This window comes from Vreelandella zhanjiangensis DSM 21076 (genome assembly GCF_000377665.1).
Taxonomy (GTDB): domain Bacteria; phylum Pseudomonadota; class Gammaproteobacteria; order Pseudomonadales; family Halomonadaceae; genus Vreelandella; species Vreelandella zhanjiangensis.
The window spans coordinates 192,614-219,443 of the sequence record NZ_KB898652.1 but is presented as its reverse complement, the minus strand read 5'-3'; the positions used below and the strand labels follow the sequence as shown (position 1 = coordinate 219,443).

At 56.7% G+C, this 26,830-nt stretch carries 32 protein-coding genes; 19 read left to right on the top strand and 13 right to left on the bottom strand.

The window, feature by feature from the left end; translation table 11 throughout:
• Positions 1-212: 212 nt before the first annotated feature.
• The 7 genes from prfB (at position 213) to D467_RS0114745 (ending at position 6,456) form a co-directional block, all read left to right on the top strand.
• Positions 213-1,311 (top strand): peptide chain release factor 2 gene (gene prfB, locus D467_RS0114775; RefSeq protein WP_155826505.1). Its coding sequence is split into 2 segments (ribosomal slippage): positions 213-287 and positions 289-1,311, totalling 1,098 coding nucleotides; the frame shifts between segments, so codons are not numbered across the junction.
• A gap of 34 nt (positions 1,312-1,345) precedes the next feature.
• Entirely contained in the window at positions 1,346-2,857 is a 1,512-nt protein-coding gene (gene lysS / locus D467_RS0114770) for a lysine--tRNA ligase (protein ID WP_018918306.1), read from the top strand.
• A gap of 63 nt (positions 2,858-2,920) precedes the next feature.
• Positions 2,921-3,307: a hypothetical protein gene (locus D467_RS0114765; RefSeq protein WP_018918305.1), complete on the top strand. Its 387-nt coding sequence runs from the start codon at positions 2,921-2,923 to the stop codon at positions 3,305-3,307.
• Between the two features lie 115 nt (positions 3,308-3,422).
• Entirely contained in the window at positions 3,423-4,826 is a 1,404-nt protein-coding gene (locus D467_RS0114760; RefSeq protein ID WP_018918304.1) for an MFS transporter, read from the top strand.
• A 40-nt stretch (positions 4,827-4,866) separates the two neighbouring features.
• A complete protein-coding gene (locus D467_RS0114755) occupies positions 4,867-5,175 on the top strand; it encodes a BolA family protein (protein WP_018918303.1) in 309 nt (102 codons plus the stop codon).
• Positions 5,172-6,005, top strand: coding sequence for a hypothetical protein (locus D467_RS0114750; RefSeq protein WP_018918302.1), 834 nt, complete (start codon positions 5,172-5,174; stop codon positions 6,003-6,005). The genes D467_RS0114755 and D467_RS0114750 overlap by 4 nt, the downstream gene beginning before the upstream one ends.
• Entirely contained in the window at positions 5,998-6,456 is a 459-nt protein-coding gene (locus D467_RS0114745) for a GNAT family N-acetyltransferase (RefSeq protein ID WP_018918301.1), read from the top strand. Before D467_RS0114750 ends, D467_RS0114745 begins: the two co-directional genes overlap by 8 nt.
• Here D467_RS0114745 and D467_RS0114740 read toward each other — a convergent pair.
• Positions 6,449-6,646, bottom strand: a complete 198-nt coding sequence (locus tag D467_RS0114740; protein WP_018918300.1) for a cell division protein ZapB — start codon at positions 6,644-6,646, stop codon at positions 6,449-6,451. The genes D467_RS0114745 and D467_RS0114740 overlap by 8 nt on opposite strands.
• A 107-nt stretch (positions 6,647-6,753) precedes the next feature.
• The gene (rsmD, locus tag D467_RS0114735) at positions 6,754-7,398 is read right to left on the bottom strand and encodes a 16S rRNA (guanine(966)-N(2))-methyltransferase RsmD (RefSeq protein ID WP_040460568.1); all 645 of its coding nucleotides are present in this window, start codon (positions 7,396-7,398) and stop codon (positions 6,754-6,756) included.
• 90 nt (positions 7,399-7,488) lie between these two features.
• On the opposite strand from rsmD, the gene ftsY reads away from it, so the two are divergent.
• The 4 genes from ftsY to rpoH all read left to right on the top strand — a co-directional run bounded on the left by ftsY (position 7,489) and on the right by rpoH (position 11,718).
• The gene (gene ftsY / locus D467_RS0114730) at positions 7,489-8,949 is read left to right on the top strand and encodes a signal recognition particle-docking protein FtsY (RefSeq protein WP_018918298.1); all 1,461 of its coding nucleotides are present in this window, start codon (positions 7,489-7,491) and stop codon (positions 8,947-8,949) included.
• On the top strand, positions 8,946-9,614 hold the full coding sequence (gene ftsE / locus D467_RS0114725) for a cell division ATP-binding protein FtsE (RefSeq protein ID WP_018918297.1): 669 nt from the start codon (positions 8,946-8,948) through the stop codon (positions 9,612-9,614). The genes ftsY and ftsE overlap by 4 nt, the downstream gene beginning before the upstream one ends.
• Positions 9,611-10,651 (top strand): permease-like cell division protein FtsX, encoded by a 1,041-nt coding sequence (gene ftsX / locus D467_RS0114720; RefSeq protein ID WP_018918296.1) that lies wholly within the window; start codon positions 9,611-9,613, stop codon positions 10,649-10,651. The genes ftsE and ftsX overlap by 4 nt, the downstream gene beginning before the upstream one ends.
• A 200-nt stretch (positions 10,652-10,851) precedes the next feature.
• A complete protein-coding gene (rpoH, locus tag D467_RS0114715; protein WP_018918295.1) occupies positions 10,852-11,718 on the top strand; it encodes an RNA polymerase sigma factor RpoH in 867 nt (288 codons plus the stop codon).
• A gap of 104 nt (positions 11,719-11,822) precedes the next feature.
• On the opposite strand, the gene D467_RS19310 is transcribed toward rpoH, so the two are convergent.
• The 6 genes from D467_RS19310 to coaBC all read right to left on the bottom strand — a co-directional run bounded on the left by D467_RS19310 (position 11,823) and on the right by coaBC (position 17,139).
• On the bottom strand, positions 11,823-12,128 hold the full coding sequence (locus tag D467_RS19310) for a hypothetical protein (protein WP_018918294.1): 306 nt from the start codon (positions 12,126-12,128) through the stop codon (positions 11,823-11,825).
• Between the two features lie 127 nt (positions 12,129-12,255).
• On the bottom strand, positions 12,256-12,864 hold the full coding sequence (gene slmA, locus D467_RS0114705) for a nucleoid occlusion factor SlmA (RefSeq protein WP_018918293.1): 609 nt from the start codon (positions 12,862-12,864) through the stop codon (positions 12,256-12,258).
• A gap of 21 nt (positions 12,865-12,885) precedes the next feature.
• Positions 12,886-13,785, bottom strand: a complete 900-nt coding sequence (gene argB, locus D467_RS0114700; protein WP_018918292.1) for an acetylglutamate kinase — start codon at positions 13,783-13,785, stop codon at positions 12,886-12,888.
• 88 nt (positions 13,786-13,873) lie between these two features.
• Positions 13,874-15,259: a phosphomannomutase/phosphoglucomutase gene (locus D467_RS0114695; RefSeq protein WP_018918291.1), complete on the bottom strand. Its 1,386-nt coding sequence runs from the start codon at positions 15,257-15,259 to the stop codon at positions 13,874-13,876.
• An 82-nt stretch (positions 15,260-15,341) separates the two neighbouring features.
• A complete protein-coding gene (gene dut, locus D467_RS0114690; protein WP_018918290.1) occupies positions 15,342-15,800 on the bottom strand; it encodes a dUTP diphosphatase in 459 nt (152 codons plus the stop codon).
• A 64-nt stretch (positions 15,801-15,864) separates the two neighbouring features.
• The gene (gene coaBC, locus D467_RS0114685) at positions 15,865-17,139 is read right to left on the bottom strand and encodes a bifunctional phosphopantothenoylcysteine decarboxylase/phosphopantothenate--cysteine ligase CoaBC (RefSeq protein WP_018918289.1); all 1,275 of its coding nucleotides are present in this window, start codon (positions 17,137-17,139) and stop codon (positions 15,865-15,867) included.
• A 149-nt stretch (positions 17,140-17,288) separates the two neighbouring features.
• Here coaBC and radC point away from each other — a divergent pair, with 149 nt between their 5' ends.
• The 7 genes from radC to ald all read left to right on the top strand — a co-directional run bounded on the left by radC (position 17,289) and on the right by ald (position 22,640).
• A complete protein-coding gene (radC, locus tag D467_RS0114680; protein ID WP_018918288.1) occupies positions 17,289-17,963 on the top strand; it encodes a RadC family protein in 675 nt (224 codons plus the stop codon).
• 256 nt (positions 17,964-18,219) lie between these two features.
• Entirely contained in the window at positions 18,220-18,456 is a 237-nt protein-coding gene (rpmB, locus tag D467_RS0114675) for a 50S ribosomal protein L28 (protein WP_009724126.1), read from the top strand.
• Between the two features lie 26 nt (positions 18,457-18,482).
• The gene (gene rpmG, locus D467_RS0114670) at positions 18,483-18,638 is read left to right on the top strand and encodes a 50S ribosomal protein L33 (RefSeq protein WP_009098622.1); all 156 of its coding nucleotides are present in this window, start codon (positions 18,483-18,485) and stop codon (positions 18,636-18,638) included.
• 152 nt (positions 18,639-18,790) lie between these two features.
• Positions 18,791-19,618 carry a bifunctional DNA-formamidopyrimidine glycosylase/DNA-(apurinic or apyrimidinic site) lyase gene (mutM, locus tag D467_RS0114665; RefSeq protein WP_018918287.1) on the top strand — a complete coding sequence of 276 codons (828 nt, stop codon included), beginning with the start codon at positions 18,791-18,793 and terminating at the stop codon, positions 19,616-19,618.
• Positions 19,619-19,668: 50 nt separating this feature from the next.
• Complete coding sequence (locus D467_RS0114660) at positions 19,669-20,859, top strand: class I SAM-dependent rRNA methyltransferase (RefSeq protein ID WP_018918286.1); 1,191 nt, start codon at positions 19,669-19,671, stop codon at positions 20,857-20,859.
• Positions 20,860-20,924: 65 nt separating this feature from the next.
• On the top strand, positions 20,925-21,359 hold the full coding sequence (locus D467_RS0114655) for an acyl-CoA thioesterase (RefSeq protein WP_018918285.1): 435 nt from the start codon (positions 20,925-20,927) through the stop codon (positions 21,357-21,359).
• A 162-nt stretch (positions 21,360-21,521) separates the two neighbouring features.
• Entirely contained in the window at positions 21,522-22,640 is a 1,119-nt protein-coding gene (ald, locus tag D467_RS0114650; RefSeq protein WP_018918284.1) for an alanine dehydrogenase, read from the top strand.
• 95 nt (positions 22,641-22,735) lie between these two features.
• Here ald and D467_RS0114645 read toward each other — a convergent pair whose 3' ends face one another.
• Entirely contained in the window at positions 22,736-22,984 is a 249-nt protein-coding gene (locus tag D467_RS0114645) for a SlyX family protein (protein WP_018918283.1), read from the bottom strand.
• 110 nt (positions 22,985-23,094) lie between these two features.
• On the opposite strand from D467_RS0114645, the gene D467_RS20155 reads away from it, so the two are divergent.
• The gene (locus tag D467_RS20155) at positions 23,095-23,649 is read left to right on the top strand and encodes a cold-shock protein (RefSeq protein WP_018918282.1); all 555 of its coding nucleotides are present in this window, start codon (positions 23,095-23,097) and stop codon (positions 23,647-23,649) included.
• Between the two features lie 69 nt (positions 23,650-23,718).
• Here D467_RS20155 and D467_RS0114635 read toward each other — a convergent pair whose 3' ends face one another.
• The 4 genes from D467_RS0114635 to D467_RS0114620 form a co-directional block, all read right to left on the bottom strand.
• On the bottom strand, positions 23,719-24,108 hold the full coding sequence (locus tag D467_RS0114635; protein WP_018918281.1) for a hypothetical protein: 390 nt from the start codon (positions 24,106-24,108) through the stop codon (positions 23,719-23,721).
• On the bottom strand, positions 24,108-25,280 hold the full coding sequence (gene dapE / locus D467_RS0114630; RefSeq protein ID WP_018918280.1) for a succinyl-diaminopimelate desuccinylase: 1,173 nt from the start codon (positions 25,278-25,280) through the stop codon (positions 24,108-24,110). The genes D467_RS0114635 and dapE overlap by 1 nt, the downstream gene beginning before the upstream one ends.
• Positions 25,267-26,292: a 2,3,4,5-tetrahydropyridine-2,6-dicarboxylate N-succinyltransferase gene (dapD, locus tag D467_RS0114625; protein WP_018918279.1), complete on the bottom strand. Its 1,026-nt coding sequence runs from the start codon at positions 26,290-26,292 to the stop codon at positions 25,267-25,269. The genes dapE and dapD overlap by 14 nt, the downstream gene beginning before the upstream one ends.
• A gap of 166 nt (positions 26,293-26,458) precedes the next feature.
• Positions 26,459-26,806, bottom strand: a complete 348-nt coding sequence (locus D467_RS0114620) for a Spx/MgsR family RNA polymerase-binding regulatory protein (RefSeq protein WP_018918278.1) — start codon at positions 26,804-26,806, stop codon at positions 26,459-26,461.
• Positions 26,807-26,830: the final 24 nt, after the last annotated feature.

The following is a 26,830-nucleotide window of genomic DNA, read 5'->3' as shown; positions in this document are numbered from 1 at the left end:
AGCGTTAATAAGATGACCTCCTTAAACCCGGCGAACGCCGGGTTTAATCATGGGCGGTATATGGCGATGGATGCGAGAAGCGCTAGGTTTCGTTACAATGCGCTCTCAGAATTTCGCCGCTGTGGTGCTGGCTTGGAATCATCCAGCCGAGACGCCATCGCGGCGCGTCTTTCTTTTGAACCATGTCATATTGACCAAGGCCAGGGCGATCCATGTTGGAAACCAACCCGATACATAACCAGATCAAGGACCTGTCTGAGCGGACAGACGTTCTTAGGGGGTATCTTTGACTATGCCGAGCGTAAAGATCGGCTAGAAGAAGTCTCTCGCGAGCTTGAAGACCCGAATGTCTGGAACGACCCAGCCTATGCGCAAAAGCTGGGTAAAGAGCGCTCTTCACTCGAAGCGATCGTTGCCACTATCGACGAACTGGATCAGGGCCTTGGCGATAGCCGCGACCTTTTAGAACTCGCCGAAATGGAAGACGACGAAGGTACGGTTGAAGAAGTGCGCAAAGAGCTTGATGGCCTTCAGGCGGCGCTTGAAAAGCTTGAGTTTCGGCGCATGTTTTCCGGCGAGATGGATGAAAACAACGCCTACCTGGACATTCAGTCGGGTTCCGGCGGTACGGAAGCTCAGGACTGGGCCAATATTTTGCTGCGTATGTATCTGCGCTGGGCAGAAAGTCACGGGTTCAAGGCTGAAATAACCGAAATTTCCGCCGGTGAAGTAGCAGGTATCAAGTCGGCCTCTATTCACGTTCAGGGTGACCACGCCTTTGGCTGGCTGCGCACTGAAACCGGGGTTCACCGGCTGGTACGTAAAAGCCCGTTCGACTCAGGCGGCCGCCGTCATACGTCGTTTGCGTCTGTTTTCCTGTCACCGGAAGTCGACGACAGCTTCGAGGTTGAGATCAATCCTTCGGACCTGCGCGTTGATACCTACCGCTCAAGCGGCGCGGGCGGCCAGCACGTTAATACCACCGATTCGGCGGTGCGGATCACCCACGAGCCTACCGGTATTGTGGTGGCGTGTCAGAACCAGCGCAGCCAGCATGCTAACCGTGACTTTGCCATGAAACAGTTAAAGGCGAAGCTCTGGGAGCATGAAATGCAAAAGCGTAATGCCGCAAAGCAGGAGGCAGAAGACTCCAAAGCCGATATCGGCTGGGGCAGCCAGATTCGCTCTTACGTGCTTGATGACCAGCGCATCAAGGATTTGCGCACCGGCGTACAGTCCAGCAACTGCGACAAGGTCCTCGACGGTGATTTAGATCAGTTTATCGTCGCCAGCCTCAAGCAAGGTTTGTAATCTTTTTAGCGTTCGAACATGAATAGGGTGCCCCATGGCTAACCAAGACGCGTCTTCTCCTGAAAACGAAAATCATCTTATTGCCGAGCGTCGCGCCAAGCTCACCGCGCGTCGTGAGCTGGCCGCAGAGCAAGGGAGGAGCGCTTTCCCGAATGACTTTCGCCGCGACAGCCTGACTGTCGAGCTGCAAGACCTGTTGGGCGATAAAGACAAAGCCGAACTGGAAACGCTGGACCACCAGGCGTCGGTGGCGGGGCGTGTTATGCGCCAGCGCGGCCCGTTTATTGTTATTCAGGACGTGGCGGGGCAGATCCAGCTTTACGTGGATAAAAAAGGCCTGCCGGCTGAAGTGCTTGAAGACATCAAGGGCTGGGATATCGGTGATATCGTGGCGGCCCGCGGCCCGGTGCATAAGTCCGGCAAGGGCGATCTGTACGTGATGATGGTCGAGGCTCAGCTTCTGACCAAGAGCCTGCGCCCGCTGCCGGATAAATTCCACGGCCTGACGGATCAAGAGGCGCGCTATCGTCAGCGTTACGTGGACCTGATCATGAACCCGCAGTCGCGCAAGGCGTTTGAGACGCGGGCGGCGGTGATCAGCTCCATGCGCCGTTTCTTTGAAACGCGTGGCTTTATGGAAGTGGAAACGCCCATGCTCCAGGCGATTCCTGGTGGTGCCACGGCGCGCCCGTTTGTTACCCACCACAACGCGCTGGGCATGGACATGTACCTGCGCATCGCGCCCGAGCTTTACCTCAAGCGCCTGGTGGTGGGTGGTTTCGAGAAGGTGTTTGAAATCAACCGCAACTTCCGTAACGAAGGTCTTTCCACGCGGCATAACCCTGAATTCACCATGGTCGAATTCTACTGGGCGTATGCCGACTACAACGACCTGATGGACATGACCGAGGCGATGCTGCGTACCGCGGCCGAAGAAGTGCTGGGCACCACAACGCTTGAATACCAGGGCGCAAGCTACGACTTTGGCCAGCCGTTCAAGCGTTTGACGCTCAAGCAGTCGATTCTGGATCACGGCGACGGGATTACCGATGCAGATCTGGATAGCCTGGAGGCGGCGCGCGCAACGGCCCAGAAACTGGGCATCAAGGTCAAGGACAGCTGGGGCCTGGGTAAAGTCCAAACGGAAATTTTTGAAGAAGTGGCCGAGCACAAGCTCGACCAGCCGACCTTCATTACCGAATACCCGGCCGAAGTCAGCCCATTGGCGCGGCGCAACGATGCCAACCCGTTTGTCACCGACCGCTTCGAGTTCTTTGTCGGCGGGCGTGAAATTGCCAACGGTTTCTCGGAGCTGAATGACGCCGAGGACCAGGCCGAGCGCTTCCGTGAGCAGGCTGCCGAGAAAGAGGCGGGCGACCTGGAGGCGATGTACTACGATGCTGACTACGTACGTGCCCTGGAATATGGCATGCCGCCCACCGCCGGTGAAGGTATTGGTATTGACCGTTTGGTGATGCTGTTTACCGACAGTCCCTCCATTCGTGATGTGCTGCTGTTCCCGGCGATGCGCCCCGAAGTAGACTAAAAGTTGGTAAGGGCGCGTTTTAGCGCCCATAATGGTCAACGTTTCGACGGCGAGGAGAATCCCATGAAACTGCTTAACCGCTCCGCTCTGAGCGTCAGGCCGACCCAGCCCTTTGTGGACTGGATCAATGCGCTGGAACCCACCATGGGAGACGACGACCTGACACTGGACGACGTCGAACGTGAAAGTACCGTTTATCTTATCCCTGAGATGGATACCCCGGAAGCGCTTGAAACCTTTGTACGCGACCGCTTTGCCGAAATTCTCGAGACCGAGCTGCGTGCTTGGGAAGAGGACGAACGTCAGTGGCCGGAAACGCTCAACTGGGCGCTATTTCAGGAATTTCTGCGCATTGAGCACAGCTACCTCGCCATCGACCTGGATGATGAGACAGCGCTTGAAATTTCTGATGTTGATGATGCGTTGCTGCTCGACAACGACCAGGATTAACGCACGGCGTTAGCTAATGTCGTAACCGCTTTCAGGCGGCTGCGTTCATGCACGTTAAAACCGGCTTAGGCCGGTTTTAACGTGTTAGTCGTTTCGTTTTAGGAACATCCCACCCATGCGACTGTTTGAAACCCGTCCTGGAGACGACGGCCTGCCCGGGCCTGAACGTGCGTTAGCGGTGCTGGCATTGATTACCGGTACGCTGATGGCGGTGGTGGATACCACCATGATCAACCTTGCTCTGCCTACTATTGCCGCGGATCTAAACGCATCGGCGTCGCGTGCGGTATGGATCACCAATATGTTTCAGGTGGTGTGCGCGGCGTTTTTGCTGGTATTTGCCGGGATCAGTGAACTGGTCACCCGCAGACATATTTACCTATTTGGATTGACCACCTTCATGCTGGGCGCGCTGGGTGCCGCGCTTTCCCGCAATCTGGAAGCGCTGCTGGTGTTTCGCGCTTTGCAGGGCCTGGGCGCTGCCGCCACGCTCTCGATTGGCCCTGCGCTTTATCGGGCTATCTTTCCCTCGCGTCTGCTGGGCAGCGCCTTGGGGTTAAGCGCGCTGGTCGTGGCGGGTGGCTATGCCGCAGGGCCTACGCTCAGCGGGGTAATTCTATCGTTTGCCGATTGGCCGTGGCTGTTTGCGCTCAATCTACCCTTGGGGTTATGTTCGCTATGGTTGGCGAACCGGGCCCTGCCAAAGGACAAGCCTCGCCAGGGCGGCTTCGATTTTTTGGGTGCGCTGCTTTCCATGCTGATGCTGGCAAGCTTCTTTTTGGCCATGGATGCCGTGGGGCACGCGGCGCCTTTCTGGCAAGTGGGTGCCTGGGCGCTGTTGGCGGTAGCAAGCTTTGCAGGTTTTATTGCCCGTCAGCGCCGCGCGCCATATCCGCTGCTGCCGCTTAGCGTGTTTGCTGAAAAGCGCTTCACCCTTGCAGTATCCGCGTCAGGGCTTGCGTTTATTGGTCAGGGGCTGACGTTTGTAGCGCTATCGTTTTTCTATCAGGAGCAAATGGGCTTTACGCCGCTGGAAACCGCCTGGCTGTTTACCCCATGGCCCCTCGCCATTATGGTGGTGGGCCCACTGGCGGGCCGGCTTGCCGATCGCATTAACCCAAGCGTGCTTTCAAGCGCCGGGCTTGGACTGTTGATTGCTGGATTAATCGCGCTGGCGCTGGTGGATGAAACCATGGGCGTGGCGGAAAGCCTTTGGCGCACAGCGCTGTGCGGAATCGGTTTTGGCCTGTTTCAGCCGCCCAATAATCGCGAAATGATGGGCAGTCTGCCCCCTGAGCGTAGCGCTAACGTATCGGGCGTCATGAGTACTATCCGCACGGTGGGTCAGTCGCTGGGAGTCGCCATGGTGGGCGCCGCTCTGGCGCTTGGCTTGGCCGTTCAAGTAACCCTGTGGCTGGGAGCCGCTACGTCGTTTCTGGCGCTGCTGGCAAGCCTTTCAAGAATTTCTGTCGCCCGGCGTGCACTTGTTGAGCGGCGGACGTCGTCTGGCAGCCAGTAAGCGCGTACAATAAAAATGTTGAATACCGAGGAGAGCATGCATGACGGTGCAAGCACAGATCGAGCAGAAGTTAGCGGCGTTAGCGCCTGAAGCAGTGCGTGTGGAAAACGAAAGCCACATGCATAACGTGCCCGCCAACTCCGAAACCCATTTTAAGGTGACGCTGGTAAGCGATATTTTCGACGGCTTAATGCCGGTGAAGCGCCACCAGAAAATCTACGCGCTGCTGGCCGACGAACTGTCCGGACCGGTCCACGCGCTGGCGCTACACCTATATACGCCGCTTGAATGGCAGGCGCGGGGCGGTGAGCGTCCTGATTCACCCAACTGTCGTGGCGGCGGCCAGTGACACCAGAAGTTGTCCGCCGTTACTACCTCGACGCCATGGGCATTACCGCCTGGGCGTCGCGCTATCAGCTGCCGAATGCGCTGCCGACCGAAGCCTGCGAGTGGGACGATACGCCACCAGAAAAAACACCTCCGCGTGATCGCCTGCAAGCGGTGCTTGATGATGCACCGCCGCCGCGCAAAGAAGCCAAACCGGCTGAGGTAAGCACACCATCGCCTGAGGCTTCGCCTTTGTCAGTGCGGGCCCTGCTTGGGCAGGCCCCGCCGGTCGCTGAGCCGCCCGTTAAAGAAGCAGTATCGCCTGCGCCCAAGCCGACACCCGCAGCCTCTGCCAAGCCCCTGCGCTTTGCGCTTTCCTGCATGTGTATTGGCCAGCGCTGGCTGAGTTTGCACCCCGGCAATATCACGCCTAAAGAGCAGCAGCTGCTAAGCAATATCTTGCAGGCTGCCAGCATTCAGCAGGGCGAACTGCCTAGCATCATGCTGTTTGAATGGCCGCCCATGGCCAACGTTTTTGAAGTCGCAGAGCCACTTGAAGAAGCCCGCGAGGGGCTTTCAGCGTTTATCGCGGGTAGCGCAAGCCGGAAGGGCTGGAAGCTTGAGCGTGTGCTGTGGTGGGGCGAGCATGAGACGCCACCGGCCGACGAGATCTTACAGGTGCTTAACGTTCAGCAGATGCACAGCCAAACGCTGGCACTGCCGATATGGCAGGGGCCGTCGCTTGCCGGGTTGATCCAAAGTCCACAGGCCAAGCGGGAACTGTGGCCTGCTTTAAACGTGCTTGGCCAAGAGTGGCAGACGCTTGAGAAAGGTCCAAGCAGTCGTGACTGAGCGCACGATAAATGAGCTTCAGGAGAGCGGGCTTGCCCAGTTGACGGCACTTGAAGCACAGGCCCAAAGCGGGGCCCGTGATGCTCAGCTTCATGAGGCCTTAACCGATGCGACAACCTGCGTGTTCGGGTGTATTCAAGCCGGGGAGCTAGTGGGCTATGCCATCGTCGCGCGCTTACCTTTTGATGCGGAGCTGCAGGCGATTGGCGTACTGCCCGAGCATCGCCACCTTGGGGTGGGCGGTGGGCTGATGAACGCGGTCCTGCAGAAAGCGGCCGAGTGGCAAAGCGAGCGTGTGCTGCTTGAGGTGCGTGCGGGCAATGTGGCCGCTATTAGCCTGTATAAGCGCTGGGGCTTTGGCGTGGATGGGCTGCGTAAAGGCTACTACCCGGCAGTGCAGGGAACCGCCGGGCGGGAAGACGCGGTACTGCTGTCACGTACGCTTAGCTAGTGGTGCTAGGCGTATCGCTGGTTTCAAACTTGCTCAACAGACTGTTCAGACGGCGTTCCCACTCTTCACGCTCTTGCTTGAGCTTGGCATTTTCATCGCGCAGCTCTTCGTTTTCCAGCTTCATCATTTCCAGCGCGTCTACCGTATCGGTGACTTTTTGCTCAAGCTGATTGAACAGTTCCAGACTCATGTAAATCTCCAGGTTATAAACACAGGTTATAAAAACAAACGACAGGCTTGCCAACAGGGGCGAATGTGGCGAGCGTAACGCTCGTGGGCGTTATCGGCAAGCGCTGTTTAGGGAGTTTGTCGCAGGTAGAGCCGAGCGGTGGTTTCCCCCGCCTGAGTTTCGCGATGCAGCTGCCAATTCGCCGGGGCAACCGGCGTGAGGGCGCGCTCGGTTTCCAGATAAATCATGGCGTCTTGAGTAAGCCAGCCGCGGCTTTCCAGAGCGCTGCAGCAGTTGGCGGCAAGCCCCTGATTAAAGGGCGGATCAAGAAATACCAGATCATAAGGTTGTGAAGGCTGGTTAAGGAAAGTCTCAGCGTCACGGGTAGTCACATGGCCATGCGTAGCGCCAAGGGCGTCCAAATTTTGGGTAATATAGGCCGCCACGCTGCTGTCACGTTCGATAAAATCAACATGGGCCGCGCCGCGCGAGAGCGCTTCAATACCCAATGCGCCGGTGCCCGCAAACAGGTCCAGCACGCGCTGGCCGTATAGCTGCTGGCCTAGCCAGTTAAACAGCGTTTCGCGCACCCTGTCCGGGGTAGGACGCAGGCCGGGGCGATCAAGCACGGGTAGCTGGCGACGGCGAAAATCACCACCGATAATACGTAGCTTACCGGGCTGTTTGATGGGCGCACCACGGGAAGCAGTTGAGCGAGTACCTGAATGAGTACTTGAACGAGTGTTTGGGCGAGAGGAGCGTTGTCGTGTCATATAGTGGATTGTAGCGGGCTGCTTATCCAAAGTCTTGGTTGGCGGTGGTAGGATGGTCACAATGTTCACCTTTTAAGTCGGATGACACCCATGTTTGGTTTTTTCAAGCGTAAGAAAAAGCACGACTCCCAACAGGAGCAGCAAAAGCAACTCCCCCAGGAACTCAACAATGATGAGCTGCTTGATGAGTCGCCGCAGAAGCCGCTAGCCGACACTGAAAATGCCGCACCGGTAGCCGAGCCTGCGCCCGAGATCAAGCCAGAGCCGTCTGAGCCCGAGATCAAGCCAGAGCCGCCTGAGCCCGAGATTAAGCCAGAGCCGCCTGAGCCCGAGATTAAGCCAGAGCCGCCCGAGCCCGAGATTAAGCCAGAGCCATCTGAGCCCGAGATTAAGCCAGAGCCGTCTGAACCCGAGATCAAGCCGCAGCCGTCTGAGCCTGAGATTAAGCCAGAGCCGCCTGAACCCGAGATCAAACCGGAGCCTGCGCCAGAAATTAGCCCAGAACCTGCTCCTGAGCCTGAAATCGATCCAGTGCAGCCGGAACCTGAGATCCAGCCTGTGCAGAAGCCCGAGCTTCAAGAGAAGCCGGTGGCTGCCAAGAGCGAAAAACAGGGCTGGTTTGCGCGGATTAAATCAGGCCTGGGTAAAACCCGCGCCAATTTAGCCGACGGTATTTCCGATCTGTTTTTGGGTAAAAAACAGATTGATGACGAGCTGCTAGAGGATTTGGAAACTCAGCTATTAATGGCCGATGTGGGCATCGAGGCGACCAGCGAGATTATTGAGCGCCTGGAGAGGCGGGTATCGCGCAAGGAGCTTAATAACCCTGAAGCGCTTTACCGTGGCTTGCAGGAGGAATTGGCTGCCATGCTTGGGCCAGTGGCAACGCCGCTTGATCTGGATAAGTCACAGGATGGCCCCTTCGTTATTCTGGTCGTTGGGGTGAACGGCGTGGGTAAAACGACCACGATTGGCAAATTGACTCAGCGCTTTCAGCGTGAAGGAAAAAGCGTGATGCTCGCGGCGGGCGATACCTTCCGCGCGGCGGCGGTTGAACAGCTTAAAGTATGGGGTGAGCGCAATAGCGTGCCGGTGATTGCTCAGCATACCGGCGCCGACAGCGCCTCGGTCATATACGATGCGGTAGCCGCCGCCAAAGCGCGCGGCGTAGATGTGCTAATCGCCGATACGGCGGGGCGCCTGCATAACAAGAGCCATCTGATGGAAGAGCTAAAAAAGGTCCATCGCGTCATGCAAAAGCTTGATAGCACCGCTCCCCACGAAGTGATGCTGGTACTGGACGCTGGCACCGGGCAAAACGCTATCGCCCAGGCGAGCACGTTTAATGAGGCCGTTCCCGTGACCGGCATCACGCTGACCAAGCTGGACGGCACCGCGAAGGGCGGGATTATCTTTGCGCTGGCGAAGCAGCTCAAAACCCCTATTCGCTTTATCGGTGTGGGTGAAGGGCTGGATGATCTGCGTCCCTTTGAAGCCAACGACTTTGTTAATGCGCTGTTTGATCGCCAAGGGGATGATGCCAGCGCATGATCGCTTTTGAGCATGTCGGCAAGCGCTACGGAGGACGCTTCGAAGCCCTGGCGCACCTGGATTTTCGTGTGGAGCGCGGTGAAATGGTGTTTTTAACCGGCCATTCCGGCGCGGGTAAAAGCTCCTTGTTACGCCTGATTATGCGCCTTGAAAAGCCCAGCCGTGGTCGAGTTGTCGTGGCAGGGCATGATATCGCGCAGCTTCACTCAAGCCAGGTGCCTTTCTATCGGCGCCAGATAGGCGTGGTCTTCCAGGACCATCAACTGCTGTTTGATAGAAGCGTGTTTCACAACGTTTCACTGCCGCTGGAAATTCAGGGTATTGAGCCACGGGAAACGGCGCGCCGCGTACGCGCTGCGCTGGATAAGGTTGGCCTGCTCCATCGTGAAAAAGCGTTGCCCGTCGAGCTTTCCGGCGGTGAACAGCAGCGCGTGGGCATCGCCCGGGCGGTCGTCAATAAGCCCGCCCTGCTGCTTGCCGACGAGCCGACGGGCAACCTGGACCCGCAGCTTTCCGCAGACATCATGGCGCTGTTCGAGGACTTCAACCGCATCGGGACGACGGTCATGATTGCAAGTCACGATCTTGCCTTGATTGCGCGCTTGCGGCACCGCATTTTACGCCTGCGCGATGGGCGTCTGGTCGGCGATGAGGGAGCCGTATGAAGCGTGCCACGACACCTAGGCGCCCAACCGGCGCAGCACCCCGGGCAAAGCGTGGCGCGGCCGTGCCACGCCAGGAGGCGCCTAAACGGCGCGGGGCAAACTCCCAGCAAACCCGGTTTTCAAGCCGCATGCGCGCCTGGGGGCGCCACCACCGGGCGATGAGCTGGGACAGTTTTTATCGGCTGGTGCGCCATCCGGTCGGCAACCTGCTTACCATGCTCGCGATTGCGATTGCGTTGGTGCTTCCCGCCGCGCTATGGCTAACCTTGGACAGCGCTCGATTGTTGGATGCAGAGCTTGATGAGAGCGCCACTCTCACCGTCTATCTGGCGACGTCCGTCGATGCGGCTCAGGCGGTAAGAATTGAAGAGGCGGTAAGTGCTGAGCAGGCGGTCCTCGATACGCGCATGATCAGTGCCGAGCAGGGCATGGCCGAATTCCAGCAGTCTTTGGGGCTGGATGATGTGCTGGCAGGTCTTGATGACAATCCGCTCCCAGCGAGTATTGTGGTTCGGCCCCAGGATGTTGAGCCAGCGGCCATGCAACAGCTGGCCATGACATTGGAAGCCCTGACCGGAGTCGATGAAGTCAGGGTTGATTTAGCTTGGGTTGAGCGGTTACGCCATTTGGCAGCGCTTGGGCGGCGGGTGGCGTTAGCGCTAGGCATGCTGTTTGGGCTGGGCGTGCTGCTGGTGGTAGGCAATACGATTCGCTTGGCGGTTGAAAGCCGGCGACGGGAAATCGAAGTGGTAATGCTGATTGGTGCGACCCATGCCTTTGTACGTCGACCATTTTTATACAGTGGCGCCTGGTATGGCTTGGGAGGCGGGATTTTATCGTTAGGTTTACTGGGGTTGGGCAACCACTGGCTATCGCTTCCTGTGGCAGCGCTTGCCGCAAGTTACGGCGCAAGCTTTTCATTACCACAGTTGGATATCACAGGCTCTATAATTTTGCTATCCTGCAGTACGCTACTAGGCTGGCTGGGCGCTTGGCTTGCAGTAACTCGTCATCTTTCCAGCATTCGCCCACGCTAAGGTGATTAGCCGGTGTCCGCTAACCGTAACAATGGTTAATTACCCTGGATACAGTTAGCCCAAGGATGTTGGCGTTAAATGCCAGACGAAACAAGTGAACCTTGCTTTTTCAGTAAGGTCTTAGTTGTTAATTGAGGCGTACGGTTTGATTTCAACCACGTACGTCAACCACGATAGGTTTGAAGGGAGACCACCTGCACATGAGCACTAGTCTTCTACCGGTGGGACAGCTTTCTCCAGGTCATGACCTGGGCGGCTATATTCGAGCGGTTAACGGCATTTCGGTGCTAACTGTTGAAGAAGAGCGCGAGCTTGCCTTCCGCCTGTATGATGATGGCGATTTAGAGGCAGCACGTCGCTTGGTACTGTCGCATCTACGTTTTGTTGTGCATATCGCGCGCAGTTATTCGGGTTATGGGTTGCCCCAGGCTGACCTAATTCAGGAAGGTAACGTCGGCTTGATGAAAGCCGTCAAGCGCTTTGATCCCAATCAAGGGGTGCGCCTGGTTTCGTTTGCGGTTCACTGGATCAAAGCGGAAATTCACGAGTTTGTGCTGCGTAACTGGCGGATCGTTAAAATCGCCACTACCAAAGCCCAGCGTAAACTGTTCTTTAACCTGCGCAGCGCCAAGAAGCGTCTTGCCTGGTTGAATAACGATGAAGTCGATGCCATTGCTAAAGACCTCGATGTTAAGCCCGAGGTAGTGCGCGATATGGAAGGGCGTCTGTCTGCTTATGATGCAGGCTTTGATGCCGCGCCAAACGATGATGAAGAGAGCGCTTACCAGGCGCCGGCTTATTTTCTGGATGATGCCTCAGCGGACCCGGCGACTAAGCTTGAAGACAGCGACTTTGAGGAAGACTCAACGCGCCGTTTACAGCTTGCCTTGAAAGGCCTTGATGAACGCTCGCGGGATATTCTGCAGCGCCGCTGGCTCACCGATAATAAGGCGACATTACATGACTTGGCCGATGTGTACGGCGTAAGCGCCGAGCGTATCCGCCAGCTTGAAAAGAACGCGATGAAAAAGCTGCGCCAAAAAATGGGCGATGCTATCGCGGCGTAAGCCTACATAGTCAGCTTTGCCTCGCCAGAACGTTGCATCGTTTGAAAAAACCGGCCTCTATCGATTAGAGAGCCGGTTTTTTATGGCCGCCTAGGTGTGCATGGCTATTTTTGGCGCCGCGCCTTGATGTATTTCCACAGCCAGCTGCCCGGCATGATTGACGCCACACAGGCACAGGCGAGAGCCGGGGCCGTGAAATCCAAAAATGAATCCAGCGACCAGTGGTTGAACAGCCCATAGAGATACCACACCTCATTGGCGCCTCCACCAGCATATTCATGCTGAGCAATCTCACGCCCTAAAAATACCGCCACAATCAACGAGCCCGCCACCCAGCGGCCCACAAACGGCCAAAGCAAGGCTTGAAAGATCAGCGCGATAACCGCGTGTTCAAGGTGGGTAATATTCAAAAGAAGCCTTCCTTTGGCAGCCGCGAGTTAATGCGTCAGTAGAAAAAAGTGGCCAACTGTCCTGTTGGCCACATGCGTAGTTATATACGTAGTTATATACGTAATGATATACGTAGTCATTGCGCAGTTAAGCCGGTTGGGGCACTTCACGCAGTAGTTGGCTGGCTAAAAATGCCCACTGGTCTTCCCAGTGCTCTGTGGGCAGCCGCTTAAAGTCGCTGCGCACATATTGCGAGATGCGGCCTTCCGCCTGGGTGATTAACAGATTGGCGGCCGCCGATGCTGGAATGCTCGGGCGGCGGCCTTCGCGCAGTTCCGCTTCACGAATGATCTGTTTTAGCTGCATTTCCAAGCGCTCGAACAGCTGATGAACGCGCTGGCGCAGGCGCGCCGTTTCGCCGGTCAGAACGTCGCCGCCCATCACCCGGGCAAGCCCGGGGTTTTTCTCAGCAAAGCCCAGCAACAGCGCCAGAATCGTGCCGCAGCGTGCGGTGGCCTCAGGTACGTCTTCCAGAATCCGCGTAATACGCGCAAAAATACTCTCTTCAATAAAGTCGATTAAGCCTTCAAACATCCGCGCTTTACTGGGAAAGTGGCGATAAAGTGCTGCCTCAGAAACGCCTACCTGACGCGCCAGGGCGGCCGTAGTAATCCGTTTTCCGCTGTCTTCTTCAAGCATTAACGCAAGCGCCTGAAGAATCTGCTCGCGGCGGCGAGGTTTTTGATCGTCGCTCATGACGTTAGCCCTCCGTCGCGGTTAGCTCGCGTCAGTGATGAGAGTGCCGACCCCGGCGTTGGTGAAAATTTCCAGCAACACCGCGTGTGGCACACGCCCATCAATAATGTGCGCGCTGTTAACACCATTTTTCACTGCATCAAGCGCGCAGCGTATTTTGGGCAGCATGCCGCCATAAATGGTGCCGTCGGCAATCAGGGCGTCCACCTGAAGAGTGCTTAGCCCGGTCAATACCTCGCCTTCGCCATTCATCAGTCCCGCTACGTTGGTCAGCAGCATCAGCTTTTCGGCGTTTAACGCCTCGGCTAATTTGCCAGCCACTAGGTCGGCGTTAATGTTGTAGCTATGGCCTTTGTCATCTACGCCGATCGGGGCGATCACAGGGATAAAATCGCGGGCAGCGAGCATCTCGATCAGATCAGTCGAGATCGACTCAACTTCACCCACGTGACCGATATCGATAATTTCCGGCACGGTCATTTCAGGGCTCTGGTGCTCGACTTTCAGCTGGCGGGCGCGAATCTGGGCGCCATCTTTGCCCGTTAAGCCAATCGCTTTGCCGCCGCTTTGATTGATCAGGTTGACGATGCTTTTATTGACCAAACCGCCCAGCACCATTTCGACGACATCCATGGTTTGCGAGTCAGTCACGCGCATGCCGTTAACAAAGCGCGATTCGATATTGAGCTTTTCCAGCAGGCTACCGATTTGCGGACCGCCGCCGTGGACGACCACGGGATTGATACCTACCTCTTTCATCAGCACGATATCGCGTGCAAACGAGTTGATCAGGGTATCTTCCGTCATCGCATTGCCGCCGTACTTGACCACGACGGTTTTGCCGGAAAACTGCTGAATATAGGGAAGCGCCTCGGAAAGCACCTCCACAACGACCTGGGGGTCGCGACTGGCTGAATTCATAGTGTTGTCCCTTGCTTACTGTTTTCTTTTGTCCAGATAGTACGTGGTTAACGGCTATTATTATCGTGTTGCGCTTACCAAAGTGCGCTTAAACCGGCGTTTCGGGAATCTTGAGCGTGGGCGCAACGCGTGCTAAGGCGTTGGCAAAGCGTTCCCTTATACGCGCCAGTGCTTCAGCATTTTTCCCCTCAAAGCGCATCACTAACGCAGGCGTGGTATTGGAGGCGCGGCATAACCCCCAGCCATCGGCGTAGTCGATACGAATGCCATCCAGCGTGGTTTTGATACCTTCGCCGAAGTCGCCTGTGCGGGCAAGCGCTTCAATCAGGCCAAATTTCTCTTCATCACTAACGATTATATTGATTTCTGGCGTGCTTAGATCCTGAGGAAAGCGGTCAAAAAAGGCGTCTGCATCTTCGTTATAAAGCGCCAGAATTTCCAGCAGACGTGCGGCGGCGTAAAGACCGTCATCAAAACCATACCAGCGTTCTTTGAAGAAAATATGGCCGCTCATTTCGCCACCCAGCTGAGCGTTGGTTTCCTTCATACGCGCTTTGATCAGCGAGTGACCGGTGCGCCACATCTCAGGCTCGCCGCCAGCCTCGCTAATCACACGGGCAAGATTGCCGGTGCACTTGATATCAAAAATCACCTTGGCGCCCGGGTTGCGCGAAAGCATGTCGGTGGCAAAGGCCATTAACAGATGGTCGGCGTAAATGATTCTGCCGCGCGGGGTGACCACGCCAACCCGGTCGCCATCGCCATCAAAGGCAAGCCCGATATCGGCGCCGGTTGCCTGAACGCTCTTGATCAGATCCTGCAGGTTTTCAGGCTTGCCGGGGTCAGGGTGGTGGTTGGGAAAGTGGCCATCAATATCGGCAAACAAGGCCGTGGTCTTAACGCCTAGCCGCTCGATCAGCTGCGGGCCAAGCTCGCCAGCCACACCGTTGCCGCAATCCACGACTGCTTTTAAGGGCCGCTTAACGTGCACGTCTTCCAGAATGCGCGTGAGATAGGTGCTGCGAATATCGTGCTGACGAACACTGCCCTGGCCAGTGGTTAGCTCGCCGGCTTGAATGCGTCCAAAAAGCGCGGCAATGGCTTCTCCTGACAGGGTTTCCCCGGCCAGAACAATTTTGAAACCGTTATAGTCTGGCGGGTTGTGGCTACCGGTGACCATTACGCCAGAGCGGCTCTCAGGCAGCGTGTGAGTGGCAAAGTAGAGTGCCGGCGTGGGTACCATGCCGATATCGATAACGTCGCGTCCAGCGGCTGTTAGGCCGCGGATCAGCGCCGCTTGCAGGCGCTCACCGGATAGGCGCCCATCCCGGGCAACGATAACGGTTTGCTCGCCGCGCGCGGCCGCCTCGGCACCCACGGCACGCCCAATCCATTCTGTGGTGGATTCGCTCAGTGTTTGATCGACGATGCCGCGAATATCATAAGCACGAAAAATCGAAGCAGGTACGTCCATTCGCTCTTCCTGTTACTACGTAATGTTAGTGCTACGTAACGTTAGCCGGGCTTACGCTTGTCGGTGTTGATGGCCAGTACGGTTATTGGCGGCCAGTGCTGCCAAAGCCACCGCTGCCCCGAGTGGAGTCAGTAAAAGCATCCACAATGGAAAGTTCGGCTTGCACTACGGGCACGAGCACATATTGCGCCAGCCGCTCAAATGGCGACAGCGTAAAGGCGCTCTGGCCTCGGTTCCATACCGATACCATCAGCTCGCCCTGGTAGTCGGAATCGATTAGACCCACCAGATTGCCCAATACAATGCCATGTTTATGGCCAAGGCCCGAGCGGGGAAGAATCATCCCAGCAAGGCTCGGGTCTTCAATATAGATGGCAAGACCCGTTCGTACGAGCTGGCATTCACCAGGCTGTAGCGTCAGCGGCTCGTCAAGCAATGCCCGCAGGTCCATGCCGGCGGAGCCTTCGGTCGCATAGTGCGGCATATAGTCATGCAGGCGCTCATCAAGCACTTTGCACTGCAGGCGGGGGCGGGTAATCATGAACGGCTCCAACATAAAAGAGATATTAAAAACTGGTCTTCAAAACTGGTCTTCAAAACAGGTACTAAACAGACAACAACGCCAGCGCCTGACGAATGATGCCCTGCGCAAGCTGGGTTTTGGGCTGAGGGGCTTCCAGGCGGTGCTCGGTGCCTTGCGCCGTGCGCCAGAGTAGCAGCGCCGCATTGTCGTTGCTGCCAAAGCCCAGGCCTGCCTGAGAGACGTCGTTGGCGACAATCATATCAAGCCCTTTGTGATTAAGCTTATCGTGGGCGTACTGCTCCAACTGCTGCGTCTCTGCGGCAAATCCTACGACCATGGGGCGCTTGCCCGCAGGCAGGGCGGCCACATCGGCAATAATGTCCGAGTTTTTGATCAGCGTGAGCGTCAGCGTGTCGCTATCGGCCTGCTTTTTAAGCTTATGCTCGGCAGGGGAGGCCGAGCGGTAGTCGGCAACTGCGGCGCAGCCAATAAATAGCGTGGCCTCAGGGGCCAGGCGCATGGCTTCTTGATGCATCTGCTCGGCGGATTCAACATCAATACGGGTAACGCCAGCAGGCGTGGGCAGCGCTACTGGCCCGCTAATCAACGTCACGCGGGCGCCTTGAGCCACTGCCGCTGCGGCCAGGGCATAGCCCATTTTACCCGAGCTGTGGTTGGAGAGATAACGCACCGGGTCAAGTGCCTCGCGGGTAGGGCCCGCGGTAATCACCACATGGGGGCTGTTGCTTGGCTGTGGGGTGGCAGAAAAGTGACGCGTAACCGCCTCAAAAATGGCCTCAGGCTCGCTCATGCGCCCTGGGCCGACATCGCCACACGCCTGGTCGCCAGCGGCAGGGCCGATGAGCTGCCAGCCATCAGTGCCCAGCTGCGCTACATTGCGCTGGGTTGCCGGGTGGCGCCACATGGCCTGGTTCATGGCGGGGGCGATCAGCTTGGGCGCTTCACTGGCCAAGCACAGCGTGGTGAGCAAATCATCCGCCATGCCGTGAACCAGCCGGGCAATCAAATCAGCCGTTGCGGGGGCGATCAGCACGATATCCGCCCAGCGGGCGAGTTCAATATGCCCCATCCCGGCTTCTGCTTCCGGGTCAAGGAGCGACGTGCGTACCGGCTCGCCGGATAACGCCTGTAGTGTCAGCGGGGTAATAAATGCCTGGGCGCCGCTGGTCATTACCACACGCACTTCACAGCCAGCCTGCTTGAGCAGCCGCACGATCAGCGCACTTTTATACGCTGCAATGCCCGCGCTAATGCCCAGGAGAATGCGTTTACCAGCAAGCGTCGATACTGTCGTCGGGGTAACAGAACCAGTAACAGAGGCAGAAACAGAAACCATGGCAAAAAGTCCACATGAGCGTTCTTGGGGAGGCTTACCATATCATCCGTCTTACTAATTTGGCATGTTAGCGCTGATAACGTGTAGGCTAGGTTTACTGAGCTTTTTTGGGCGCGTGTATTTGGGCGGACAGGGAAATGGGGGGGTGAATGGGGATCAATCACTGGCCGGAGGGCGAGCGGCCGCGGGAAAAGCTGTTAACCATGGGCGCGCAGACGCTTTCAGACGCGGAACTGCTGGCGATTTTCTTGAGGGTAGGGGTGCAGGGCCGCTCGGCGGTCGATTTAGCGCGTGATCTGCTTACAACGTTTGGTGGTCTGCGCCCGCTATTGGAAGCCGACCAGGCAAGCTTTTGCGCCGCCCACGGTTTGGGCAGCGCGAAATTCGCCCAGCTACAGGCCACCCTTGAGATTTCAAAGCGCCATTTAGCCAGCCAGCTGGCGCGCGGCAACGCGCTGACGTCGCCTGAACTGGTGCGCCATTATCTGAGTTCTCAGCTGCGCCATTTGGGTCATGAGGAGTTCGCGGTAATTTTTTTGGACACACAGCACCGAATTATTCGCTATGAATCCCTGTTTCGCGGTACCCTAGACAGCGCATCCGTTTACCCCCGCGAAGTTGCCAAGCGCGCATTAGAACTTAGCGCTGGCGCCGTCATCCTGGCCCACAATCACCCCTCCGGTGTGGCTGAGCCAAGCGATGCTGATCGTCGTATCACCGAACGCTTGAAAGAGGCCCTTGGCCTCTTTGACGTGCGCGTACTGGATCATTTCGTGGTGGGAGATGGAGACGTGGTCTCTTTTGCCGAGCGTGGCTGGCTATAAGCAGTAGATGAAGAGCAGGCGTATCGCGCTGGCTTTACAGATAAATTACGCCAAAAACGGCTTTTTTTAGCCTTTTTGGGCGGTTTTGCTTGTCGTTGGTCGGGTGCTCTGGTATAAAGTGCCACCTTTAAACTTGGGTTGAATAACGGATTTGGGCACAGCTAGGCGGTTAACGGCGTCGACTCCCTCTCTTCCGGTTTGCCCGACAGTTTTGAACACTCAGGCTTATACCCTGGCCAAGCGGTTGGAGGCTCTCATGTCCAAAGTATGTCAGGTTACCGGCAAGCGTCCGGTAACTGGTAATAACGTTTCACACTCCCAGCGTAAGACACGTCGTCGTTTCTTGCCGAACCTGCACACCCATCGTTTTTGGGTTGAAGCCGAAAACCGCTTCGTCAAGCTGCGCGTTTCCTCTAAGGGCATGCGCATCATCGACAAGAAAGGTATCGAGACGGTTCTGGCTGATATCCGTAAGCGCGGCGACGCCATCTAAGACAGCATTTTTGGGAGAGTAAAACCATGCGCGATAAGATCAAGCTGGTGTCCAGTGCCGGTACAGGCCACTTCTACACCACTGATAAGAACAAGCGGAACACGCCGGATAAGTTCGAATTCAAGAAATACGACCCGGTTGTCCGTAAGCACGTTATCTACAAGGAAGCCAAGATCAAGTAATCGCGCAAGCGATGATGATCGGCTTCCACTGCAGGCGAACGCCTGTTGAAAAACCCGGCCCAATGCCGGGTTTTTGCATGCATGGCGTTTATCGGTGCTTATTGCGACAATACCTCTCGCGTGTGAACCGATATCGTAACTAGGTCCTCTTCATGCCCGAACTGCCCGAAGTTGAAACCACCAAACGCGGCATTGCACCCTATCTTGAAGATCAGGAAATTACTGAGGTGCTTGTTCGTCAGCCGCGCTTGCGTGTTCCTGTGCCTGACGACCTGCCTGAGCGGTTGATCGGTGCGCGCATTGGTACCCTGACCCGGCGCGCCAAGTACCTGCAAATCCCCATACAGCAGTCGCCAAATGCGGCAACGCTGCTATGGCACCTGGGGATGTCGGGCAGTTTGCGTATTGCCCAGGTGGGCGACATCCCTAAAAAGCATGACCATGTCGATGTCGTCACCGCCAGTGGACATGTGCTGCGTTATCATGACCCGCGCCGCTTCGGTTTTGTCGATTGGCAGCTGGGCGACGGCACGGCGGATAGGCGCTTGGTTCACCTGGGCCCCGAACCGTTTGATGAGATGTTTAACGGCGAATGGCTGTATAAACTGTCACGCAATAAACGCGTGGCGGTGAAGCCCTTTTTAATGGATAACCGTATCGTGGTTGGCGCGGGTAATATTTACGCCACTGAAGCGCTGTTTATGGCCGGCATCGACCCCCGCCGTGCGGCCGGACGTATTTCCCTTGAGCGCTACAAGCTGCTGGCCGCCGCCGTCAAAGAGGTATTGGCAGCCGCGATTACCCAGGGCGGGACGACGCTACGCGATTTTGTCAGCGGTCAGGGTGAGCCTGGCTATTTTGCTCAGCGGCTAAATGTATACGGGCGCCAGGGCCAGCCCTGTTTACGCTGCGGCGCTGAACTTCAGCGTATTACGCTTGGCCAGCGTGCCAGCGTTTTTTGCCCTGGCTGTCAGCGTTAAACGCTGGCCCACCCTTTGCTACTTTGTTATCTATGCTTTTGGAGACTGTTGTGACCCAACGCCTGCGCTTGAATAAAAACGCCGATCGCCGCTTGAAAGCAGGCCATCTGTGGATCTACTCCAACGAAGTGGATATTAAAGAAACGCCGCTTAAAAATTTCACTGCTGGCGAAACCGCACTGGTCGAGGCCTCCAATGGTAAAGTCCTGGGCGTAGCGTATATCAACCCGCACTCGCTGATTGCGGGCCGCGTGATGTCCCGTGACCCGGATATGCGCCTGGATCGCTCGCTGTTTGTACACCGCTTTAATCAGGCGCTGTCACTGCGTCAGCGTGTCTATGACAAGCCGTTTTACCGCCTGATTCATGGCGAAGGCGATTTGCTGCCTGGGCTGGTCATCGACCGGTTTGGCGATGTGCTGGTGGTGCAGCTGAATACCGCAGGCATGCAGGCACTGGCTGATGAAATTGTCGATGCGCTTGAAAAAGTGGTTAAGCCTGAAGTGATCGTGTTCCGTAACGATACCGGCGGACGTCGCCAGGAAGGCCTGGAAGCCCACGTTGATGTGGTAAAAGGCACGCTGCCCGACGAAGTGTTGATCGAAGAGAACGGCACGCGCTTTGTCGTACCTGTGCTTAATGGCCAGAAAACCGGCTGGTTCTTTGATCACCGCGAAAACCGCGCTTGGCTCAATAGCCAGGTGGCCGGTAAGCGCGTACTCGACGTGTTCAGCTATATAGGTGGCTGGGGCGTTCAGGCGGCGGCAAATGGCGCCTCTGAAGTGCTGTGTATTGATGCTTCTGGCCCGGCACTTGAGCAAGTGGCGCGTAATGCCGAGCTCAATGGCGTTCAGGAACAGGTAGCAATCGGTGAAGGCGACGCCTTTGAAGCCCTGGCGGCGCTTAAAGCCGACGGCGAGCAGTTTGACGTGATCATTCTGGATCCACCCGCGTTCATCAAAAAGCGTAAAGACATCCCTAACGGCGAGCGGGCGTACGCGCGCTTGAATCGTGAAGCGATGCGTTTGCTGGGCCGTGATGGCCTGCTGCTGTCGGCGTCGTGTTCCATGCACCTGGCGACAGATCGCCTGGTAGATGTGGTTCGAGGCGCGGTACGCCATCAGGACCGTCATGGCCAAGTGATCTTCCAGGGCCATCAGGGTCCCGATCACCCGGTGCACCCGGCGATCCCGGAAACGTCTTATCTTAAAGCGTTAGGCGTGCGGGTATTTCGCGATTAATAGTGAACGTTGAGTTTTGGGGCGAGTAAGGCGCTAAGCGCACAGGAAGCATAAGGGGCAACGTGATGGAGTGGGCGCTACCTGATCCTTTTGTGATCGATATTCACGTGAGCGAAGAGGCGATAGACGCCTATCAGCACGTGAATAACAGCGAATACCTGCGCTGGGTCGAGCAGATTAGCTGGGCCCACTCCGAGGCGCTTGGCCTGTCTCTTGAGCGCTACCGCGAATTAGACCGCGCCATGGCGGTACATCGCCATGAGCTGGACTACCTTGCCCCCGCGTTTGCAGGCGATGAGCTGGCGTTGGCTACCTGGATTGTAGAGTGCGATGGCCGCTTTAGCCTGACCCGGCGTTTTCAGCTTAAACGCCAGCGGGATGCAAAAACGCTATTAAACGCGCGTACCCGGTTTGCGTGCATTGCGCTTTCCAGCGGGCGCCCCAAGCGGCTGCCCGATGAATATCAGGAAATCTATGGCGCGGCGCTGGTCGACGAGTGACGTTAAATTTCTGGTATAAAACCGGATAACGCTAGAATTTTCTCCTATAAAACGCCTTGGCCGGCGTTTTTTTTGTTTTTAAATCGGGCGATGGTGGCAGGCTTAAGCTGTGCTGTAATTGAGGAGAGGCAGTATCGGTACGCTTACACTAGGAGAGGCCCAATGAACGTTGCCGTCCCGAAGGAAATTAAAAATCATGAGTACCGCGTAGCCCTGACGCCCACGGGCGCGCGTGAACTTACCAGCCGCGGCCACACGGTTTACGTGCAGGCTGGCGCGGGTGAGGGTGCAGGGTTTAACGACAGCGACTACGCAGCCGCGGGTGCGCAGATTGAGCCCGATGTGGCCACGCTGTGGCAAAGCGCTGAACTGATTTTGAAAGTTAAAGAGCCTCAAAAAGACGAAGTCGCACGGCTTACGTCCCAGCACACGCTTTTTACCTACCTGCATTTGGCGGCCGAAGAGACATTAACGCGTGGCCTGATGGAGAGTGGCGCGACCTGCATTGCCTACGAAACGATTACCGATGCTCGCGGCGGGCTGCCGCTACTCGCCCCGATGAGCACCGTGGCCGGGCGTATGGCCGTTCAGGCGGGCGCGCATAGCCTGGAAAAAGCCCAGGGTGGTGCTGGCGTGCTGCTGCCCGGCGTGCCGGGAGTGGCACCGGGTAAGGTCACTGTGATTGGTGGTGGCGTGGTGGGTGAAAACGCTGCACGCATGGCGCTGGGGCTGGGTGCCGATGTGACAATTCTGGATAAATCGCTGGCTCGTCTGGAGGTGTTGGATAGCCGCTATCAAGGGCGTATAAAAACGGTTTACTCCACGGCGGATGCGCTGGATCATGCGGTGCGCGAGTCCGACATGATTATCGGTGCCGTGCTAATACCGGGGGCGGCGGCGCCCAAGCTGATTACCCGTGCCATGCTTGGCGATATGAAGCCCGGCAGTGTGCTGGTGGATGTGGCGATTGATCAGGGCGGCTGCTTTGAAACCAGCAAGCCCACCACCCACGCCGAACCTACCTATATCGTGGATGGCATCGTGCATTATTGCGTGGCCAACATGCCGGGCGGCGTGGCGCGCACCTCAACGCTTGGGTTAACCAACGCGACGTTGCCGTTTGTACTGGCGCTTGCCGATAAGGGCTGGCAGCAGGCGCTGGCCGACGACGCTAACTTCCTGCCAGGACTTAATGTACACGCCGGGCAGATCACTTACGCGGCCGTCGCCAACGTCTTTGGCCTGGAGAGTGTGGATCCGGCAAGCCTTATCCGACGTTAAGCGGATGACGTCATAAGCTTTTTGGCGGAAGCTAGGTAATATTAATAAACGTTAGTAAAGCGCCAGCGCTTTACTAACCAGGCTAAGATGCTTTATTAATAATGCGGCGGTATTTCGTCTTCAGGGCGAGCCGTGCCTTGAGTATTATCGGCTTGAAACGCCTGGTGCTGCTCGCGTAAGCGCTCACGCATTAGAGCGCTTATTTGTTCGAGTTTGGCGAGTCGTTGCTCTTGTTGCGCAACGGCCTGGTCGAGGGTGTCCAGCCAGTGTTCCTGGTAGGCCAGGCGACTTTCTAGCGTTTCAAGACGTTGCGTTAGCTCAGCAGGAGAAAAGTCTTGTGTCATGGTAACATGGCAACCTTGTGTAATATGTCCGGTACTGTTAGGAATGGGCCTGATAGTTCGGGTATTGTCCTTCGTCTGTTACCCATACAACAAGAGAGCTTTTATCATCTATGAATCCAAAAGTTGTGTTTCGCTGTTTCTTAATCAGTGTATTACTAGCCGCCCCCACGCCACTTCTGTTGGCCGGGATTGTTCATTTAACCAACGCACCCTTGGCCGATTTATGGCAGGCTGAGTTAGCCATCAGCGGCGTCAGCAGCATCTATATTGCCGTTGCCCTGGGTAGTTTTATCGTTTTATGTATTGGTACGCTGGCAACGGCTGCCCTGGCGCCGCCAGTGGTCGTCAAACCCGTTGCAGAGCGTTCAGAAGCAGGTCGCGTTCAGGCCGCACCGCGTCAGCCTCAAGCGATCGATGAAGTAGATGATGAAGAGGAAGATATCATCGACTTTAACGATGGGCGTGAAGAGGGTGAAGTGAAGTGGTTCAATACCAATAAAGGCTACGGTTTTATTACCCGCGATAACGGCGAAGATGTGTTTGTTCACTTTCGTGCTATCCGGGGCCGCGGTCCGCGTATGCTAGCAGAAGGCCAAATTGTGCGTTACCACGTGATTAAAAATGACCGTGGTTTGCAGGCCGACGATGTGAGTATTATTGAGTAACGATTGCACGATTAAGCAAGATGACAATCGACCCCGCCTAGGCGGGGTCGATTGCGTTTAAGGCGGTGGTTAACGGCCCGAATCCGGCCACTCTATGGCGCCTTCTTTACCACCGGGCAGAACCTGCCAGAACCGGTCAGGGTCATCATTGCCTGGATGCCAGCCCCCAAGCGAGCAGCGAATTTCCGTTTGCAGCGCTTCGGCGGCGTGTTGCGCGCACTCCTGGTCGGTCATCCACGGCGTGTGGCTGCTATCAAACCACAGGCTGGCAAAGCCATCCGCCACGTTATCGACCAGGAGGATTGGCACCTCTTCACCCTGGTGCATGCCGCGGGTCTTCCACTTGCCTTTGCCCGCCGGTGTTAGTGGCGGGGCGGAAAGCGCACTGGCAAGCCAGGCGTTGAGCGTGTCATGAGAAACGCGGGCAACGTACACTTCAATATCCGGATACTGCTCCATTATGCGTTTACCTCATCCGACGTTAGCAGTGCCTGAAGCGTCGCCTCATAGATCCGGCTCAAGTCATCCAGGTCGCTGGCGCGTACGCGCTCGTTTACCTTGTGAATGGTGTCGTTAAGCGGGCCTAGCTCGACCACCTGAGCGCCCAGCGTGGCGATAAAGCGGCCATCGGACGTGCCGCCGCTGGTCGATAGCGCAGGGCGCTTACCCGTGACAGCTTCCACGCCGCGAATGGCAGCGTCAACCAGCTCACCTTCTGCGGTCAGAAACGGCTCACCATTCAGCGTCCAATCCAGCTGATACTCTAAGCCATAGCGCGCCAGAATCGCGTGGGTACGCTCTTTAAGCTGCTCGTGGGTCACCTCGGTCGAGAAGCGGAAATTAAACACCACTTCCACATCGCCAGGGATCACGTTAGTCGCCCCGGTGCCTGCGCGCAGGTTGGATATTTGAAAGCTGGTGGCGGGGAAGAAATCGTTGCCCGCATCCCAGTGCTCATTGACCAGAGCGTCCAGCGCAGGCATCGCCTGGTGGATCGGGTTGCGTGCCAGATGCGGGTAAGCCACGTGGCCCTGAATTCCTTGAATATGCAAAACGCCACCCAGCGAGCCGCGTCGACCGTTTTTAATCACATCGCCCAGGCGATCGGTAGATGAAGGCTCGCCCACAATGCAGTAATCAAGGCGCTCATTGCGCTCACGCAGCTGTTCGACCACAGCGCGAGTACCGTCGACGGCCGGGCCTTCCTCATCCGACGTGATTAAAAACGCGATGCGGCCATCATGGTCAGGGTAGCGGGTTACAAAGCGTTCCACGGCGGTAAGCATGGCCGCCAGGCTGCCTTTCATATCCGCAGCGCCCCGCCCACACAGCATGCCGTGCTCATCAATGCAGGGTGAAAACGGCGGAAATTCCCAACCGGTGGGCGGCCCGCTGGGTACCACATCGGTATGGCCGGCAAACGCGATCACCGGGCCATGATGGCCGCGTACGGCCCAGAAGTTCTGCACATCGCCAAACGGCATTGGCTCAATATGAAAACCGAGCGCCGTTAAGCGCTCGATCATGATGTCCTGGCAGCCTTCATCGTCCGGCGTCACTGACGGGCGGCTTAACAGCTCAAAGGCAAGCTGTAGCGTTGGCGACAGCGTGTCAGGCTCAGTTATGGGCATGCAGCGCCTCGTTCAGCGCGATGGCGCTTTTATTGGTCAGGCACTCAACACGGCCATTTTTAGAGTTACGGCGCAGTAACAGGTCGTTTTGGCCTGCCAGTTCGCGTGCGGCCAGGGTTTTAACCTCGTTGCCTTCGTCATCCAGCAGGGCTACTTTGGTGCCTGCGGTGATGTACAGGCCGGATTCGACCGTGCAGCGATCGCCCAGCGGAATGCCAATACCAGCATTGGCACCGATCAGGCAGCCTTCGCCTACTTTAATGACGATATTGCCGCCGCCGGATAGCGTACCCATGGTGGAGCAGCCGCCGCCCAGGTCAGAGCCCTTGCCGACCATGACGCCTGCTGAGATGCGCCCTTCGATCATGCCGGGGCCTTCAGTGCCAGCATTGAAGTTTACAAAGCCTTCATGCATAACCGTGGTGCCTTCACCCAGGTGTGCGCCCAGGCGTACCCGTGCGGTATCGCCAATGCGGATGCCGGTCGGTACCACGTAGTCGGTCATTTTGGGGAATTTATCCACACAGTCGACGGATAGCGCACGACCGGCCAAGCGCGCTTTCAGGCGACGCGCAGGCAGCTCTTCGATATCGATCGCGCCTTCGTTGGTCCAGGCGATATTGCGCAGCAGGCCGAACATGCCGGTAAGATCCAAACCATGCGGCTTGACCAGGCGATGCGATAACAGGTGGAGCTTAAGGTACACCTCAGGAGCCGTTTGCGGCGCCTGATCCGTTTCAATGAACATCGCTACCAGCGGGCGTTGGCTTGCCTCAAGCGACTCAGCAAGCTCGGCTTGTTCCGTGTGACCAGCTGCTTCAAGCGCTTTGGCCAAACGGGTGCAGTCTTCCGGTAAAAAGCTAACGGCTGCATTGCCCTGAGGGGCATTGAGCGCTTCTTTGGCAGCGTTAACCAGGCTTTCCTGTGGCTTGAACAGCGGTGCCGGGTAGTAAATTTCCAGCCAGTCGCCTTGAGTATTCTGCGTGCCAATTCCAAGCGCAAAGCTCAACATAAACGTTCATCCTGTCGTTAATAAGGTAGTTAACCGAACAGTTAACAGAAGCCAAATGTCGGTACGATAATCTGTCGGTATAACAATGTGTGGGTTTAACAAGGTGTTGATATAAAAGTATTTGTACAAAAGCGTTGATACAAACAAGCACATTAGCGGCGTTGAATCAGCCGCTAATCTTAGCGTAATCGCCGTCGCGGTAACCCACTTGTATGGCGTCACCGCCGGTATCCAGAAGCGGACGTTTAAGCAGCGTCGGGTGTTTCAGCAGCAACTGGCGCGCAGAGTTGGCGTCCAGGCTGTCTTTGTCTTCCTGAGGAAGGTCGCGCCATGTCTTGCTGCGCTTATTGACGACTTCAAGAAGCGGAGCCCGCTCCAGAATATGCTCAAGTAGTCCTGCCGATAAACCATCTTTGCGCAAATCGTGGGTTTTGAACGGTATGCCGCTTTCTTCCAACGCTTTGCGCGCCTTACGGCACGTATCGCAGGTATCAATGACATAGAGTGTAAACATGGTATCTCCTTTCGTGCTGTTCGT